This is a genomic window from Methanofollis sp. W23, assembly GCF_017875325.1.
In the GTDB taxonomy this organism is placed as follows: Archaea; Halobacteriota; Methanomicrobia; order Methanomicrobiales; family Methanofollaceae; genus Methanofollis.
Genome location: NZ_JAGGMN010000001.1, coordinates 1,160,925 through 1,176,178, shown reverse-complemented (window position 1 = coordinate 1,176,178; position 15,254 = coordinate 1,160,925). Strand labels below are relative to the sequence as shown.

Sequence of the window (15,254 nt, the reverse complement as noted above, 5' to 3'; positions counted from 1 at the left end):
ACAGTGAACACAGTCTCCACCAGTTCTCCTGTCTTGAAAAGAGAGAGTACATGACGAAAATTTTTATCCCATATTCTTGAGGCCTCGCCTCATGAGCAATTCTACAGAGCTCAGAAAAGAGATTTGAAGTCCTCTCTCTATCGTGTGGCAGTACGCCCCCGCCACACGATAGGTCGAGTACGGCGGCACTTGCCCCTGGCCAAAGGGGTAGTAGGAAGGCGGGTGACACATGTCTCACCTACACAAGAGGTGAAGGTTTCTACAAAGCCAAAAGCCAAAAAAATCAGTCACTCCCTCCGCGCCAGGGAGCGCGGGTTACGGGAACAACCTATCGGTCCGTTCTTTGAGTGGAGACCTGCCTTCCAGGCAGGTGCCTGAGCGGTTCAAGATCAAGACCCAACCTGAATACCCGGACCGCCGCCTTCCGCCCGAGCACGACCGAGCGGTCCATCCGCTCTTCCAGCGTGATCGCCCTCGTGCCCTTGGTGAGGTTGTCGGCATGGGCGACCACCCGCTCTTCAAGACGTCGAGGGACGGCGTCGGCGGGCAGAAGCCCGAGGAGCGCGCATTCTTCGGCGGTCAACCCGGCGCCGATATGGCGCCTGATCACCCTGACCACCTCGTCGGGAAGCCCAAGGGCGCGTGCACATCCGGCCCCCGCCTCGGCATGTGCCAGGGCATGCGTCCTTGACCGTCCAAGGTCATGGAGCATCCCGCCGGCGACGACGAGGTTGCGGTCGATTGCCGACGACCCCGTGTATTCCAGGGCGGCGGCGGTCACCGCCCGGCAATGGGCGATGACCCCCTCGTCGCACCCCGCACCTCTCAGAATATCTTCATGCATGCCCGAGAATCGAACGGATCTCCTCGACCCGGTGCTTCAAGGCGACAAGCAGCATCTCGTTGTCGAAGTGCTTCACCTCGCCTCCGCAGACCGGGCAGGTGAAATTGGTGTCAGAGACATCATTGAAGGTGAAGATTCCGCACTCGTCACAGATATAGAAATCATTCTCCTCCTCGTACTTTTCACGCTTCTGCAGGATCTCAAGGACACGCTCGAGTTCCTGACCGATATAGGGATAGATCTGGTCCATCCGCAAAGTCCAGAGATAGGTGAGCCATCCGGTATCCGGGTCTTTGATCCGCCGGTACTCGGCAAGCCGCCTTTCATACAGGGTATAGAGCGTGTGCCTGACCGTGTTGAGGTTGATCCCGGTCTTTTCCGCGAGTTCTTCATCTGAATACTCGCCGTCAGGCGGGAACTTCTCCAGGAGTTCGAGCCCCTCCGCCTCGATCAGGCGGAGAAGGTAGGCCCTGATCCCCGGATCGCCCAGCATATCGTCAATGCCAACCATCAGGACATATATTGACGGACGCGTGTTATATTTCTATCCAGCGCTGCAAGGGCGGCGGCCCGGTCAGGTCCATGACCATAGACGCTGACCACCGCACTTCCTTCCTCCACTTCGGTGCCTGGCCAGGGGATATCGGCGATGCAGGAGGAGAGCGGAGCAAGGTCTTCCTTCACCACGAGGTCGCGGTCGGCAAAGAGGATCGCCCGCGCCGCGACCTGCGCAGGCACAGGCCTGGCCGCGGGCAGCGTGCCGGTGCAGGCACCGAGGTGGTGCTGGAAGACGCTCTCACCGATCGAGGCCTCGACGGTGTCGAGCGTCCCCTGGAACCTGGGATTGATCTCGATCGCCCAGAAGTCGTCGTCCCCGACGACAAAGTCCACCCCGACCGACCCGACGCACCCGCTCCTGGCCACCGCCTCCTCGGCGACGGCCATCATCCGCGCCGCATGCGGGTGGACGAAGGGGGTGACCGAGCCCGAGAACCCGTACGCCCGGTCGCCGTCGCCGCCCCTGAGCAGCTGCTCGTTGGCGGCCAGCGCCACGGCACGCTTCCCGTCGGAAACGCAGGAAACGCTGGCCGGCACGCCCTCGACCACCTCCTGGGCGATCGCCGGGACATCAGGCCACTCCTCCTCCCAGGCCCGCAGGTCTTCTGCCGACCTGACAACCCGGTTCCGCCATCCGCCGGCACCGTGCCTGGGCTTGACCATCGCCGGGAACTGCCCGTCTTCGGCAAGGGCCGGAGTCCGGATCCCATGTTTCTCGAAGAAACGCTGGATCTCGAGTTTGTCCAGGAACCGTGCCGAGCATTTGGCCGAGGGCCCGGCATGCGGGATCTGAACCGAGAGGTCCTCGGCCCCTGAGGTGGTCACCAGCCAGTCGGCCGTATGCCCGTTGCAGATCTGGGAAACCAGGTCAGGGATCTCGTCGAGTTCCTCGAACTTCAGGTGCCGTGCGGCGTCCTGGCAGAGGTCCTGGTCGCAGAAGTGGTCGACGGCATAGACCTCGTACCCGGCACGGCGGGCCGACTGGACCACATGCCTGGTGGCGAACCCGACCACGAGGATCCGTTTCACTGCTCGATCACCCGCTTGCCGGCCTCGCAGGGCTCGACACGGATTTTTGCTCCTTCAAACTTCTTCTCCATCTCCTGACCCATGAAGAGGCGGTCCAGGAAGATGGCAAGGCTTGAGATCTCAGAATGGGGCTGGTTGGTCACCGAAACATTGTAGTCGACCATCCCATAGACGTCGCCAGGCACCTTCTCGGCGCCGACGATGATGAGCAGATCTTCGGGCCGCTCCTGCACCGCGGCGACGACCTCGCCGACTTCGAGCCCGTACATCGTGAGGTGAGCGACGATCCCGCCATTCTCTTTCCACCTCCTGATGCACTGTTTCCACTTCACCTTGTCCTCGATGAAGAACTCACCGCCCCAGCGTTCAACAACGTCCCTGACCGACCCGACGATCACCGGGTCTTCGCCCGCGAGGTACATCCCGTCGGCGCCAAGGGCGCGGGCGGTGAGTCCGACATGGGTGGTTACCCGGTGGTCACGCTCAGGCCGGTGACCGAGCCTGAGGATGCATACTTTTCTCATGGTTTGTCACCGTTCCGTGCAAAATCTGGTATCTTAATCACGCCGTTCTCGATCTCAAGCGGGATACCGGCGGTATGTTTCAACTGACATTTCAGAATCGATTCTTCAACCGAAAGCGCCCGCACCTTCTCGCCGTCCCGCTCGATGAGCAGATAGGAGACGAGCCGGTCGACCGACTCCTCGACAGCCGTCTTCTCCCTGCCGACATACTCTATGAGGGCGGGAATGGTCGCGGCGTGGCCCCAGGCGATCGCATGGTAGACCATCCAGTCGAATTCTTCGGTTTTCACACCGTATTTTGTGCGTGATTCCACAATATACTTTATCCTGGAGAGATGAGGTGAGTGGGTATGACTGATTACCCCACACTTGCAGAGATCGCCGACCGACTGCTTGAGCAGGCCGACGAAGACGACGAAAAACTTGTCCGTCTCCTCGACGACCTCTCCGACGACCTGCGTCTCGAACTCCTCACCTCAGACCTCCTCAACGCATACCAGGCATACCTCTATTTTTTCAGGGAAGAACCGGGCGGCGAACTCCAGGCCGAGCGGCTGATGCTCACCCCTGCCTCTGAGACCCTCAGGGGGATCCTCTTCGATGAGGCCGATGTCTTTGAACTGGTCTTTTCGGTCGGGGAAGGCGGGGCAGGGATCGAGGTCTCAGACGGCGAGAAGACCTACGAACGCTTCACCGGGAAGGGAGCGCGGGAGCGGGCGGTCGATTACGTCTACGAAAATCTCGCGTGATGAGGGGCGGCACGACTGATTGATCACCATACCGATCCCTTGCACCGATCAACCGTGTGCCTTCCCTCATGAATCACGCCGGGGGGTGCGACCCCCGGACCCCCGTGTCAGGATTGGACCGGGAAGGCCGCGTTGGAGATTCTTTTGATCATTCCCCTTACAACAGGACAACAGAGAAAAACACCACCCGTTGCCGTCCCTCGGCTATCTTCGTCGTGGGGGGTTCCGGGGGGCACGGCCCCCCGGCGCGAGATGGTGGGAAAGATCCTCTGAGAGGGGCGGCACGCCTTATCATCACACCTTCACGCCGGGGCACTTCCCCAGAACCCCTGCGATCACATTTTACCGGCGACCTTCCGGTCTCGACTCACCCCTCGTGATGAGAGAAGGGTCGACGGTCGCTCCCGTAATCTCGGGCACCTCCCCCCAGACCCCGATCTCCTCGCCCAGGATCACGATCGCCCCGTCCACCGCCGTGCCTTCGAGGGGGGCGAAGGGCTCCTCATCCCCTGGACAGAGCGTGTTGCACAGCGACGTGGCCCAGGCATCGGCGCGTGAGACGTCGCGGGAGAAGACCGTAACCGCGTCCGCGACCCCGAAGGAGATCGAGGGCCCGACCGTCGCCGACGAGGTGCAGATCCCGAGGATCTCCTCCTGCGGCGGGACGACGAAGGCGAGTCGATCTGAGAAGGGTGAGGCCCCGGCATGGACCCCGACCCGCACCTCGCGATTCGAGAAGAGGGCGATGTCGCCGCCGTTGTCGACGACCCCGAACCTCGCCCCCGCCGCCTGCATCGCCTCAGCCCCTGCCCAGGCGATCGTCCCGGCCACTGCCGCCATCGGCCCGACGCCCGCCTCACGCGAGGCGGCACCCATCCGCCGCACCGTCAGGCTTTCGGCCTCCGGGGCGTAGGGGTCGAAGGTCACCCCGAAGAAGGAATCCTCCATGATGAACCGCTCCAGTTCCTCGCGTGCACGGAGCATCCCCTCCTTTGCCGCCGCGACGTGCGCCTCCTCGTCGGCAAGGACCGTCGTGATCGTCTGTTTGTACTCGAAGTGCTCTCTGATCATCAGAAATCCTCTCGATCAGCGGGTTGGGTCTTCTCATGCAAAAGAGCTTGCGAAGGAGAGGGCCGCAGGTCATGAGATCAGGTAAGGGCGACCATTCTTCCCCCGACCCATCTCTCTCCTCCCCAATCATCATGATAAGGGTAGAGGTATTGGATCGCAGAAGATCAGGAGAGTGGAAGTGTACATCCCTCACCAGTTGAATCCCTCGAAGACGTCCGTCGTCTCATACCAGAGATTATCTCAAGTCCTGACCTGAGTGAGGGGGTTCCTCTTTCTTTCGACTGATACCCGCCCCCCCTGTCTTCATAATAAGGGCTCTGTAGAATCGATGATGAAACAACGTTTCAAGCGGTTCTTTGGAAAAACATCGCAGTGTTTTTCATAGCAAACTCTCACCCCTTCCTGGTATGAGTGAGGGAATCTACAAAGCCAAAAATAGCACGATTTACCGCAGCAGATCAAAAAGGTCTTCTCTGGCACTATTGTTCCCACTGCGATACCCTGGTGACGATATCATTCAGCGTACCCTTTGCGATCTCTTCATGCAGGGGAACCGTGATCCGGTGTTTTCAGACGGCCGTGAGAGAGAGGTACAGATCGAAAGCACCCTCTTGCGAGAACCCCGATATCACCAGGAATCATTCCGCCGCATGCCCGCGAGAGATTCCGCACCAAAAAAAGAGGAGAAAAGAATTACTTCTCCACCGTCAGTGCGCCATGTGGGCAGGCCTGCACGCACCGACCGCAGAGGACGCACCGACCCTGGTCGAGGGTGAGGGCCCACTCCTCGTCGAAGGAGAAGACCTCCTGCGGACAGACGCTGATGCATGCCCCGCAGTCCACGCACTCCTCCTCGTCGTGCATGACCGCATGCTCCAGCACCTCGACTGTGGCACCGAGCGCCCGCATCTTCTCGCAGACCAGTTTCACACTCTCGTCAGGGACATCGATCAGCACCTTCCCCTCGCTCGGCTCGATCCGTGCCCGCTCGACATTGATGAGCACCCCGGTATCCCTGACCACCCTCGCGATGATCGGTTCGCTGACCTTTTTGCGGGAGAACGAGACCTGCAGTTTCATAATTGCCACCTCCCGCCCAGGAGTTTTCCTAAATCGATCGCAGAGAGCATCCCGATCACCCGGTGGGCGGGATCGACCACCGGCAGGGCGCTGATATTGTGCCGCTCAAGTTTCTGGGCCGCGACATCCACCGCCTCCTCAGGCGTCGTCCGCACCACCTTGCGGGTCATGATATCCCGCACCACCGTGAGTTCACGGGTGCTCCCGACCGCCTTGGTGACATCATAGGTGGTCACGATCCCGACGAGTTGCCCCTCGCCGTTGAGGACCGGGAGATGGTTGGTCTCGCCCTTGAGCAACTTCGCCGCGGCCGTGCGGATCGGTTCGTCCTCGGCGACGGCCACGACCTTTGTGTCCATGATCTCGCGCACTCTCGGCACCACCTTCGTCTCCCGCATCGGCCTGGTCCGCTTGGCGGCGTTGAACCTTCGGGTCGGGAGTGAGAGTTCCATGGACCCGGCCTCCACCCAGGTGCGGATCGTCTCGGCGATCTCCCGGGCCTTCCGGTAACTGGAGAGCGAGGACGTCCGCACCTCCTCGCCGTCGATCTCCACCTTCCCGCTCTTGAGGTCGGCATAACTGACCCGGGCGATGGCCGGGCGCTCGCGGTGCGGCGTCCCATAGTCCACGATATTGGTCATGATCTCCTCGTCTCTCACCGCCGTGCTCCGCACTACGTCCAGGTCCACGACCGGGATCGGGACGCCGACCCCGACGTACATCGTCACCCCATAGCCGGTGAAGGTCGCCGCACGGAGGAACTCAGGGCTCATCTCCTTGAGATTCCCGGTGGTCATCAGGTTTGCAAACCCGGTCGCCGGCGAAGACTGGGTCCCCTGGCCCACGACCATCCCCTGGGTCCCGCCCAGGAAGATGGGCACCCCGCTCCCGATCACCCGGTAGGCGGGGTCGTTTGCAAGCGGAGAGAGCGCGCCTGCGCCAGAGAACGAGACATTCCCGGTGTGTGGGAGGAGCATCCCCATATAGGTGTGGATGACACGCTCGGTCATGTTCGTGGCGGCATCATAACACTGGAACGAATTTCTCGGGTTGACCATGACGGCGTCATTGAGGTCTTCGAGGAGCAGGGTCGTCGTCACCGTCCGGCGCGGATAACAGTCGGTGCCCTTGGAGATGGCGCGCACCTCGACCGGCCGCCCTGAGACGAAGTCCTCGATAACATGGGCGCCGCCGTAGGCGTTCCCCTGCGTCGTCGATTCGCTTGCCGCCCCCATATAGGCGTCCACGGCCGCAAGTCCGCTGTATGCCTCGACGTCATTGAGCCAGACCCGTTCCATCCTGATCGGCGGGTCGGCATGCCCGAAGTTGAGGAAGGCGCCGGTCGAGCACATCGCACCGAAGGTACCGGTGGTGACGACGTCCACCTCTCTGAGGGCCTCTTCCTCGCCGAGTTCCGCGACGATATCAGGCATCTCCTCGGCCGAGACGACCCTGGCATTGCCATCGCGTATTCTCGTATTGATCTCTTCGATGGACTTCTCCATATCGAGATATAGATTGAGCATATTTATAGCCCTTTCTAATCACTCGGGGTAATACATCGTTTCATTATGGGGGACGCTGACTCCTGTACATGCATATCGCAGACATCGTCGCGCATCTCGAAGAGATCGCACCCCCCGAACTCGCAGAAGAGTTCGACGAGGGACGGATCGGCCTCATTGTCGAAGGGCGGGAGGAGGTCGGCACCGTCTGCTGCGCCCTTGACGCCACCCCCGCCGTGGCTGATGCCGCCGCGGCACGGGGCGCCGACCTCCTGGTCGTCCACCACACCCCCCTCTGGACCCCGGTGACCGCGGTGCGGGGCAGGGACGCACAGGTGCTCGCCCCCCTCCTTAGCCACGGCATCAACCTCTATGTGATGCACACCAACTTCGATCATGCGAGCGGCGGGGTGAACGACATCCTTGCGGCGCGCCTCGGGCTTGAAGATACCAGGCCGATGTCGCTTGGCGTCGTCGGCCGGTGCACCCTCTCCCTCACTGAGATGGCCGCACGGATCGGCGGGAACGTCAGGGTCTGGGGCGAGGCACACGACCCCGAGTACCTCGGCGTCGTCGGCGGGAGCGGGTTTGACCCCGCCCTCATCGAGGAGGCCGCCGCCCTCGGCGCCGACGCCTTCCTCTCTGCGGAGTTGAAGCACCACGTGGCCAGGGCCTCCCCCCTCCCCTGCATCGAGTCGACCCACTATGCCCTCGAAGCCCTGGCCATAGAGACGCTCGCCCTGCGCGAAGGCTGGGACTATCTTGCAGACACCCCGCGCCTCACCACCATTCCATGAACGAGTTCTGGGCAGGAGTGCAGGAGGCCGGGCTCACCCCTGAGACCCGCGAAGCCCTCCGCAAGCGCTACCGGATGCGCGGCCAGAAGGCCATCGAGGCGGTCGAGAGCGGCAGAGTCAAGAAATATCACGATTTTTTCGTGGTACAGGGACGCAGTGAAGAATACATCGTCGAAGACGACTTCTGCACCTGCAAAGACTTCACCTACCGGGGCCGGTGCTGCTGGCATATCCTTGCCGCCCGTATTGCCGCTCTGACCGGCCGATACACCCCGGTAAATGCCTGGTATCTCGACATTATGGGGCGGAATCGATAGGCCTGATGAACACAATTATGAATCATTGACAAGTAATACAATACCAAGACGTGGTTTTGAATGCTCGAAGAAGAGTATCAACTTGATTATTTTAAATCCCAGGGACTTGTGCGGAAGGTCTGCACCAAGTGCGGGGCGGCCTACTGGACACGGGACCCTGAGAGGGAGACCTGCGGCGACGCCCCCTGCGAGCCGTACTCCTTCATCGGCAACCCGGTCTTTGAACCGCATACCCTTGACGAGATGAGAGAGGCGTTTCTTTCGTTTTTCGAGCGCCACGGTCATACGAGGATCGAGCGGTACCCTGTTGTCGCCCGCTGGAGAGACGACATCTACCTCACCATCGCATCCATCGCCGACTTCCAGCCCTTTGTGACGAGCGGACTCGTGCCCCCGCCGGCCAACCCGCTCACCATCTCGCAGCCCTGTATCAGGCTCAACGACCTCGACTCGGTCGGGCGCTCTGGGCGGCACCTTACCCTCTTTGAGATGATGGCCCACCACGCCTTCAACTCACCCTCAGAGGACATCTACTGGAAGGACCGTGCGGTTGAGTTCTGCGACCAGTTCCTCGCCTCCATCGGTGCCGACCTCAAAAAGGTCACCTTCAAGGAGCACCCCTGGATCGGCGGCGGCAATGCCGGGGCTTCAGTCGAGGTACTCATCGCCGGGCTCGAAGTGGCGACCCTCGTCTTCATGTGCTATACGAGGCAGCCTAATGAGGAGGAACCGATCGATCTCGAGGGCGACCTCTACTATCCGATGAAGATGCGGATCGTGGATACCGGCTACGGGCTGGAACGGATCACCTGGGCCTCCCGCGGCTCCCCGACAGTCTATGACGCCGTCTTCCCCTCGATGGTCAGTCACCTGATGCAGTCCGCCGGGCTCGAACACCTCCTGGACAACAAGGAGTTCACCAAGATCCTCGGGCTCAACGCCAAGTTTGCCGGACTTATGGACATCGAAGGCGCCCAACTTTACCAGCTCCGCCGGAAGGTCGCTGACGCCATCGACGTCCCCCTCGACAAACTCGACCGGATGATCACTCCGATCGAGAAGATCTATGCCATCGCCGATCACACCCGCTGTCTCGCCTACATGCTCGGCGACTGCATCGTCCCGTCCAATGTCAAGGAAGGCTATCTTGCCCGCCTTGTCATTCGGCGGACCCTGCGGATGATGAGCGACCTCGACCTCAAGGACACCCTTGCCGACCTGGTCGAGATGCAGATGCGCGAGATCGGCACCGATTCCTTTGAGCAGAGCGTGGCCGTGGTCAGGGAGATCGTCGACCGCGAGACCGAGAAATACGCCGCCACCCTTGCGCGCGGCGCCAGGATTGTCCAGCGGCTTGCCCGGTCATACAAGAAGAAGAGCGAGCGGATCCCCCTCCAGGAGGTCGTCACCCTGTACGACTCCCACGGGATCCCGCCAGAGATGGTCAAGGAGATCGCCGGTCAGGAAGGAGCGGTCGTCGAGATCCCTGACGACTTCTACTCGCGGATCGCCGACCTTCACTCAGAGAACCTGCCAGAGAAGGCCGAAGACCCGATGGCAAAGTTCCGCGAACGTGCCGCAGGGCTTCCAGACACCAGGATGCTCTACTACGACCACCCGACGTCCTTTGAGTTCGAGGCGATGGTCATCGACGTCTTCGAGGGATATGTGGTCCTCGACCAGACTCTCTTCTATCCTGAAGGCGGCGGTCAGCCCTCAGACACCGGGACCCTCGTCACCGCCGAGACGGTCGCAAGGGTGGAGAACGTCGTCAAACTCGGCAACGTGATCCTCCACCGGGTGCAGGGGGCGCCCCTCAAGCGCGGCGAGCGGGTGAAGGGGATGCTGGACGAGGAGCGGAGACGCTCACTGATGCGCCACCACACCGCCACCCACATCCTCCTCCACGCCGCAAAGGAGGTGCTCGGGGCTCATGTCCACCAGGCCGGCGCCCAGAAGGGGAGCGAGACTTCGCGCCTGGACATCAGGCACTTCAAGCATATCACCCCCGACGAACTGGCCAGGATCGAGGTCCGCGCCAACGAGATCGTGATGGAGAACCACCCCGTCTCCATCAGCGTGGAGAACCGGACCAAGGCCGAGCAGAAGTACGGCTTCGACCTCTACCAGGGCGGGGTTCCGCCTGGCAAGGAGATCAGGATCGTCCAGATGGCAGGCGACGTCCAGGCCTGCGCAGGCACGCACTGCCGTTCCACCGGCGAGGTGGGACCGATCTCCATCCTCAGGGTCGAACATATCCAGGACGGGTTCGAGCGCCTCGAGTACTCCGCCGGTACGGCGGCGATCTATGCGATGCAGCACCTCAAAGACCTCCTCAGCACCTCGGCCGAGACCCTCAGTGTCCAGCAGGAGAACCTCCCGTCCAGCGTGACCAGGTTCTTCACCGAGTGGAAGGAGCAGAGAAAGGAGATCGAGCGGCTGCAGGAGAAGGTCGTCGAACTCGAGGTGAACCAGCTCAAGGGCGAAGAGATCGGTGGGCTCGAGGCCGTGATCAAGGAGATCGACCTCCCGCCCAAGGAACTGGTCGCCCTTGCTTCACGTGTCGCGGAGAGCGGGAAGGTCGCAGTGCTTGCCGGCGGGACCGACCGGGTCCATGCTGTGGTGGCCTCGCCGACCAAAGACCTGAATGCCGCCGAGATCGTCCGTGAGGTCTGTGCGACCCTTGGTGGAAAGGGCGGCGGAAAACCAACCCTGGCCCAGGGGAGCGGGCAGGACGCCTCGATGATCCACGAGGCCCTGGCCCGCGGTCGGGCACTTATCGAGTCAAAGCTCAATGTCTGAAGAGGTCGTGGTGCTGGAGCCTGGAGACGAGCAGGCAAAGAAGATCGCAAAGGCCATGGCGAGCCAGACGGCCAATGATATCCTCGGCTCGCTGAAAGATGGGCCGAAGAGCGCGACCGAGATCGCCGCCGCCCTCTCCATCCCCATCACCACCCTCAAATATCATGTCGAGAACCTCGCCGAGGCAGGGCTGATCGAGATCGTGAAGACGAAGTGGAGTTCGAAGGGGCGCGAGGTGAAGATCTACGGCCTCACCGAGCGGCTCTTGATCGTCGCCCCTCAGGTGAAGGACATCAAGTCGGTCCTTCTCAAGTTCATGTCCCTCTTCGGGTTCGTCGTCCTTGCAACTCTGGTCGTCGCCGTTCTCCTGCCGCTCCTCGCCCCGGCTCCGGAGATTCCTGATCAGGCGCCGCGTATGATGGCGGCCTATGACGGCGCCAGCACCGCGGCGGAAGGGGTGGATAACGGGATGATGCCCGACTCAGGGCCTGACCCCAGGGTCGTCGCCTTCTTCTTCGGCGGGACGGCGGTGATCCTCTTGCTCCTCCTCTATGAGGTCTACCTCTACTTCTCGTATTACCGGAAGAGGAAGAGGAAGACACTGGACTGAAAGGAGCATTTATACTTTTTTTGGAACCCTCCCTCTTCATGAACCAGTGCCCTGGTTTTCCAGCCCGCTCTTCGTCCAGGGGGTCTGCGGGAAATGGATCGGCTCTGTAGAATTCCTCTCGATGGCCATCTCTGCGAGGGGCCGGCCGCCTCCTAGTCCCCCCGCGTGAAGATAGGTGGTGGACGGTATCTCTCTCTTCAAGTCCATAGATTGTGCCTTCCCGGTCCTATCTTCATTCCTGGGCTCCGGGCGGCACCCGCCCCCGGCGTGTAGGTGGGGGAAGGCGGAGGAGTTATGTTTTCACCAAGAAGTGGCGAGGGATTCTACAGAGCCGTTTTACCATGAAAATGATCCTGACGATAATCTCTTCGGGTTTTTATGAGAATTTGGCTCTGTAGAATGAGCATGAGGCAAGAACTCGCCTCAAGCATATGGGATGAACATTTTTCGTTGCTGGATCATTCTATTTTAAGACCGGGGAATTGGTGAGGATCATGTTCCATCGCCGCCCCCATCTCTCTTCGTCGTGGGTGGGTCGCCCCCCGGTGCGAGATTGTGGGGAAGATGCTGTGATTGAGGGCGGCACGCCTGACCGACGTGCCTTCCTCTATGTTTGTGCCGGGGGCGCTGCCCCCGGACCCCCGGGATGAAGATTGAGCCAGGAAGGCATATTCGAACTCCCTGAAGAGGGATTGCCCCGTTCTCGACCTATCGTATGGTGGGGGGTCCGGGGGGTGAAATCCCCCGCCAGAGAGATTCATTAAGAGGATTTCTACAGGGCCCAATTTAGAGGATAATCAGTGCGTTCGAATTCTCATCCATAACTCCAGAGTAGAACGACTGGATCATTTTCATGTAAACCCTCCGGATGGCTCTCTGGCGGGGGTCGTGCCGCCCCCGGTTCCCCCCGCCATTCGATAGGCGGAGGACGGCAATCCCCTCTTCCTGTTTGTTGATGGTGCCTTCCCGGTCCGATCTTCATCCCGGGGGAACGAGCGAGAACAAGTTCGAGAACAGAGGGAATCGAAGATTCCCAATGATAGAAAGATCTTTGATCTTCGCTGTCCGGGGGCGCCGCGCCCCCCGCGCAATCGATTGAGGAAGGCGGGTGAGTCGCGCGTACACCAGGGATTGGTGAGGGGTTGCTATAGGGTCACAAAACTAAAAAAAGTAGAGAGGCCGCGCCCCTCTTCACGCCAGTTCGATGAAATTTTTCAGGATCCGAAGCCCGGTCGCCCCACTCTTTTCCGGGTGGAACTGGACACCATAGACCCTTCCGTTCTTCACCGACGAGGCAAACTCGCAGATGTACTCGGTCGTGGTCAGGGTATGTTCGGCCGGGGCCGAGGCATAGTACGAGTGGACAAAGTAGACATATGAACCGTCAGGCACGCCGTCATAGAGCGGTTCGTCGGCAGGGACCGTGAGGGTGTTCCAGCCCATATGCGGCACCTTCATCCCTGGCACCCGCGGGAAATGCCTGACCGCGCCAGGGACCAGGCCCAGGCCAGGGCGCAGGCCTCCTTCCTCAGAACTCTCCATCAACATCTGCATCCCGAGACAGATCCCGAGCACCGGCACCTTGCCCGCCTGCTCGCGCACCGTCGCTTCGAGGGGACCGAGCATCTCCATCCCGTCCCTGAAGCCCCCGACGCCAGGGAGGACCAGGGCGTCGGCCGCGGCGATCTCGCCGGGGTCAGAGGAGACCGCCGCCGAGGCCCCGGCATGCTCGAGTCCGCGGCTGACACTCCTGAGGTTCCCGAGCCCATAATCAATTATAACTATCTGCTTCATCCCTGCCAGACCCCCGCCGTCTCCATTCGCAGTTGGCCACCCAGGCCTCTGGCAGACCGTGCGCTTCCTGCCAGACCCGCAGTTTCTCTTCCCAGGACCGCCAGAGGTCGGGGTATTCCCTCTGGATCCCTTCCAGCACCGCAAGGTCGCTTGACGGGCACATAAAGCACCCGATACGATCCAGGCCGCGGTCGTACAGCACATTGTACGGCGCCTCCTCCCTGAAGAGATAGAGCCAGACATGAAGCGCCGTCCAGTGCTGGATCGGGGCGGCCGAGAGCTGATTTTTCACCTGGCGGTTCCGCCATATCCTTGGGCTCCGCTTCCGGTTCAGGGACTCATATTTGCGCTGGCCGATAAAGGAGAGCGACTCCCCCCACCGCTCGGCAATGACCCTGCCGACCGGTTCGAGCTTGCAGACCCGGCAGCACCAGCGTGCATCGACCGCAGGCGGACCTTCGGCTTCGAAATGCTTCCAGAAGGCCTCGCCGGTCTCGGCCCGCACCACCTCGACCCCGTAGCGTGCGGCGACGTCTTCGATATTTGCCTCGGTCTCAGGGAACTCAAGCCCGGTGTCTGCGTACAGGAGCGGCACCTTCCCGACCGCCTTGAGGACCAGCAGGAGCGTGGCAAGACTGTCCTTGCCTCCAGAATACGAGACATTCCGAGGGAGGTCGGGGTGATCGGCGCAGACCTTCCTGATGAACTCAAGAGACGCCCCTTCATAGGTGTCGAGGATCTTCTGGTTTGCCGTCACCGCCTCGTCCCGGGTCGCCGGACCAGGGACGACCTCTGCAGGAGCGGTCCTGCGTGTCCTGACCACCTGGCCCCGCTCCATCGTGCGGGCCTCTGCGGCGTCGACCTTTGCCCTGCCCACCCCGATGCACTCCCCGGTGCGGGTGAGGACAAAGACCTCGTCGCCCGCCCTGACCGAGTCCTCGATCTCGACGAGTCCAGGGGCGAGGAGGCTTGCCCCGTCCTTGATGAAAGAGACCGCCCCGTCGTCGACGACGACATACCGCCGTGTCGGCGTGCAGTAATTCACGGCCGCAGGGCGCGGGAGCGGTTCCCAGACCCCTTTGTCAGGGCGGTACCTGATCGCGGCGACGACCGCCCCTCCAAGGACCACCTCCTCCATCCGGTCGATCTCAGGGACCTTGTTGAGGACGGCAAGATGCCCCTCCGGAATGAGAGGCACCCCGAAGTGCTCCTGAAAGACTGTATTGACCAGTTCGACATCGGCGGCCATGGCCGGTCTGGCATCTCCCGGCGGGGTGATGGCGACCGGTCTGGTCCCGGCCCCGCATGCGCATTGTTCGCCGAGGACCGGCGCATGACAGTGATCGCACCAGTGCAGCGCGATCTTTCCCAGATATGACGGACGCATTGCATGTACCTTATGGACAGAGAGAATAAAAGCCCAGGGTTCGAGCACGATTCGTGGATTCAATCATGTAAAATATTAATCATGATGGTTATTTTGCGATTAGAGCGCGCAGGGTGCGATATGGATAAAAATGCGCCAAAATTGCCGACAAAAGGTATAATGAATATCAGAGAGGTGATAGAATCAG

15 protein-coding genes are annotated in these 15,254 nt (G+C 61.2%); 5 read left to right on the top strand and 10 right to left on the bottom strand.

The genetic code is table 11. The annotated features are described in order from the left end of the window. Positions 1 to 328 precede the first annotated feature (328 nt). The 5 genes from J2129_RS04900 to J2129_RS04880 are packed head-to-tail and all read right to left on the bottom strand — an operon-like array spanning position 329 to position 3,245. Entirely contained in the window at positions 329 to 844 is a 516-nt protein-coding gene (locus tag J2129_RS04900; protein ID WP_209629804.1) for an HDIG domain-containing metalloprotein, read from the bottom strand. Beyond that, a complete protein-coding gene (locus J2129_RS04895; RefSeq protein WP_209629803.1) occupies positions 837 to 1,355 on the bottom strand; it encodes a transcription factor in 519 nt (172 codons plus the stop codon). Before J2129_RS04895 ends, J2129_RS04900 begins: the two co-directional genes overlap by 8 nt. Continuing rightward, a complete protein-coding gene (locus tag J2129_RS04890) occupies positions 1,355 to 2,431 on the bottom strand; it encodes an ATP-grasp domain-containing protein (protein ID WP_209629802.1) in 1,077 nt (358 codons plus the stop codon). The genes J2129_RS04895 and J2129_RS04890 overlap by 1 nt, the downstream gene beginning before the upstream one ends. Next, positions 2,428 to 2,955 (bottom strand): tRNA (cytidine(56)-2'-O)-methyltransferase, encoded by a 528-nt coding sequence (locus tag J2129_RS04885; protein WP_209629801.1) that lies wholly within the window; start codon positions 2,953 to 2,955, stop codon positions 2,428 to 2,430. The genes J2129_RS04890 and J2129_RS04885 overlap by 4 nt, the downstream gene beginning before the upstream one ends. Further along, the gene (locus J2129_RS04880) at positions 2,952 to 3,245 is read right to left on the bottom strand and encodes a MarR family transcriptional regulator (RefSeq protein WP_209629800.1); all 294 of its coding nucleotides are present in this window, start codon (positions 3,243 to 3,245) and stop codon (positions 2,952 to 2,954) included. The genes J2129_RS04885 and J2129_RS04880 overlap by 4 nt, the downstream gene beginning before the upstream one ends. Before the next feature lie 60 nt (positions 3,246 to 3,305). Here J2129_RS04880 and J2129_RS04875 point away from each other — a divergent pair, with 60 nt between their 5' ends. Then, positions 3,306 to 3,704, top strand: coding sequence for a hypothetical protein (locus J2129_RS04875; protein ID WP_209629799.1), 399 nt, complete (start codon positions 3,306 to 3,308; stop codon positions 3,702 to 3,704). Between the two features lie 342 nt (positions 3,705 to 4,046). Here J2129_RS04875 and J2129_RS04870 read toward each other — a convergent pair whose 3' ends face one another. The 3 genes from J2129_RS04870 to J2129_RS04860 all read right to left on the bottom strand — a co-directional run bounded on the left by J2129_RS04870 (position 4,047) and on the right by J2129_RS04860 (position 7,360). After that, a complete protein-coding gene (locus J2129_RS04870) occupies positions 4,047 to 4,775 on the bottom strand; it encodes a UPF0280 family protein (RefSeq protein WP_209629798.1) in 729 nt (242 codons plus the stop codon). A gap of 693 nt (positions 4,776 to 5,468) precedes the next feature. Then, a complete protein-coding gene (locus tag J2129_RS04865; RefSeq protein ID WP_209629797.1) occupies positions 5,469 to 5,855 on the bottom strand; it encodes a 4Fe-4S binding protein in 387 nt (128 codons plus the stop codon). Continuing rightward, entirely contained in the window at positions 5,852 to 7,360 is a 1,509-nt protein-coding gene (locus J2129_RS04860; RefSeq protein ID WP_209631257.1) for a homocysteine biosynthesis protein, read from the bottom strand. Before J2129_RS04860 ends, J2129_RS04865 begins: the two co-directional genes overlap by 4 nt. Positions 7,361 to 7,449: 89 nt before the next feature. Between J2129_RS04860 and J2129_RS04855 the strand changes: the two genes are divergently transcribed. The 4 genes from J2129_RS04855 to J2129_RS04840 are packed head-to-tail and all read left to right on the top strand — an operon-like array spanning position 7,450 to position 11,886. Further along, complete coding sequence (locus J2129_RS04855) at positions 7,450 to 8,157, top strand: Nif3-like dinuclear metal center hexameric protein (RefSeq protein ID WP_209629796.1); 708 nt, start codon at positions 7,450 to 7,452, stop codon at positions 8,155 to 8,157. Further along, positions 8,154 to 8,474: an SWIM zinc finger family protein gene (locus tag J2129_RS04850; RefSeq protein WP_209629795.1), complete on the top strand. Its 321-nt coding sequence runs from the start codon at positions 8,154 to 8,156 to the stop codon at positions 8,472 to 8,474. The genes J2129_RS04855 and J2129_RS04850 overlap by 4 nt, the downstream gene beginning before the upstream one ends. Before the next feature lie 60 nt (positions 8,475 to 8,534). Next, positions 8,535 to 11,276: an alanine--tRNA ligase gene (gene alaS, locus J2129_RS04845; RefSeq protein WP_209629794.1), complete on the top strand. Its 2,742-nt coding sequence runs from the start codon at positions 8,535 to 8,537 to the stop codon at positions 11,274 to 11,276. Further along, on the top strand, positions 11,269 to 11,886 hold the full coding sequence (locus J2129_RS04840) for a helix-turn-helix domain-containing protein (protein WP_209629793.1): 618 nt from the start codon (positions 11,269 to 11,271) through the stop codon (positions 11,884 to 11,886). Before alaS ends, J2129_RS04840 begins: the two co-directional genes overlap by 8 nt. A 1,191-nt stretch (positions 11,887 to 13,077) precedes the next feature. On the opposite strand, the gene hisH is transcribed toward J2129_RS04840, so the two are convergent. Together hisH and J2129_RS04830 are read right to left on the bottom strand one after the other, a co-directional pair. Next, complete coding sequence (hisH, locus tag J2129_RS04835) at positions 13,078 to 13,680, bottom strand: imidazole glycerol phosphate synthase subunit HisH (RefSeq protein ID WP_209629792.1); 603 nt, start codon at positions 13,678 to 13,680, stop codon at positions 13,078 to 13,080. Next, positions 13,658 to 15,067 carry a phosphoadenosine phosphosulfate reductase family protein gene (locus J2129_RS04830; RefSeq protein ID WP_209629791.1) on the bottom strand — a complete coding sequence of 470 codons (1,410 nt, stop codon included), beginning with the start codon at positions 15,065 to 15,067 and terminating at the stop codon, positions 13,658 to 13,660. Before J2129_RS04830 ends, hisH begins: the two co-directional genes overlap by 23 nt. Positions 15,068 to 15,254 lie beyond the last annotated feature (187 nt).

Excerpts from the sequence above, each read along its gene's own strand:
- J2129_RS04900 (WP_209629804.1), bottom strand. The coding sequence starts at position 844 with ATGCATGAAGATATTCTGAGAGGTGCGGGGTGCGACGAGGGGGTCATC.
- J2129_RS04895 (WP_209629803.1), bottom strand. The coding sequence starts at position 1,355 with ATGGTTGGCATTGACGATATGCTGGGCGATCCGGGGATCAGGGCCTAC.
- J2129_RS04885 (WP_209629801.1), bottom strand. The coding sequence starts at position 2,955 with ATGAGAAAAGTATGCATCCTCAGGCTCGGTCACCGGCCTGAGCGTGAC.
- J2129_RS04875 (WP_209629799.1), top strand. The coding sequence starts at position 3,306 with ATGACTGATTACCCCACACTTGCAGAGATCGCCGACCGACTGCTTGAG.
- J2129_RS04870 (WP_209629798.1), bottom strand. The coding sequence starts at position 4,775 with ATGATCAGAGAGCACTTCGAGTACAAACAGACGATCACGACGGTCCTT.
- J2129_RS04865 (WP_209629797.1), bottom strand. The coding sequence starts at position 5,855 with ATGAAACTGCAGGTCTCGTTCTCCCGCAAAAAGGTCAGCGAACCGATC.
- J2129_RS04860 (WP_209631257.1), bottom strand. The coding sequence starts at position 7,360 with ATGGAGAAGTCCATCGAAGAGATCAATACGAGAATACGCGATGGCAAT.
- J2129_RS04855 (WP_209629796.1), top strand. The coding sequence starts at position 7,450 with ATGCATATCGCAGACATCGTCGCGCATCTCGAAGAGATCGCACCCCCC.
- J2129_RS04850 (WP_209629795.1), top strand. The coding sequence starts at position 8,154 with ATGAACGAGTTCTGGGCAGGAGTGCAGGAGGCCGGGCTCACCCCTGAG.
- alaS (WP_209629794.1), top strand. The coding sequence starts at position 8,535 with ATGCTCGAAGAAGAGTATCAACTTGATTATTTTAAATCCCAGGGACTT.
- J2129_RS04840 (WP_209629793.1), top strand. The coding sequence starts at position 11,269 with ATGTCTGAAGAGGTCGTGGTGCTGGAGCCTGGAGACGAGCAGGCAAAG.
- hisH (WP_209629792.1), bottom strand. The coding sequence starts at position 13,680 with ATGAAGCAGATAGTTATAATTGATTATGGGCTCGGGAACCTCAGGAGT.
- J2129_RS04830 (WP_209629791.1), bottom strand. The coding sequence starts at position 15,067 with ATGCGTCCGTCATATCTGGGAAAGATCGCGCTGCACTGGTGCGATCAC.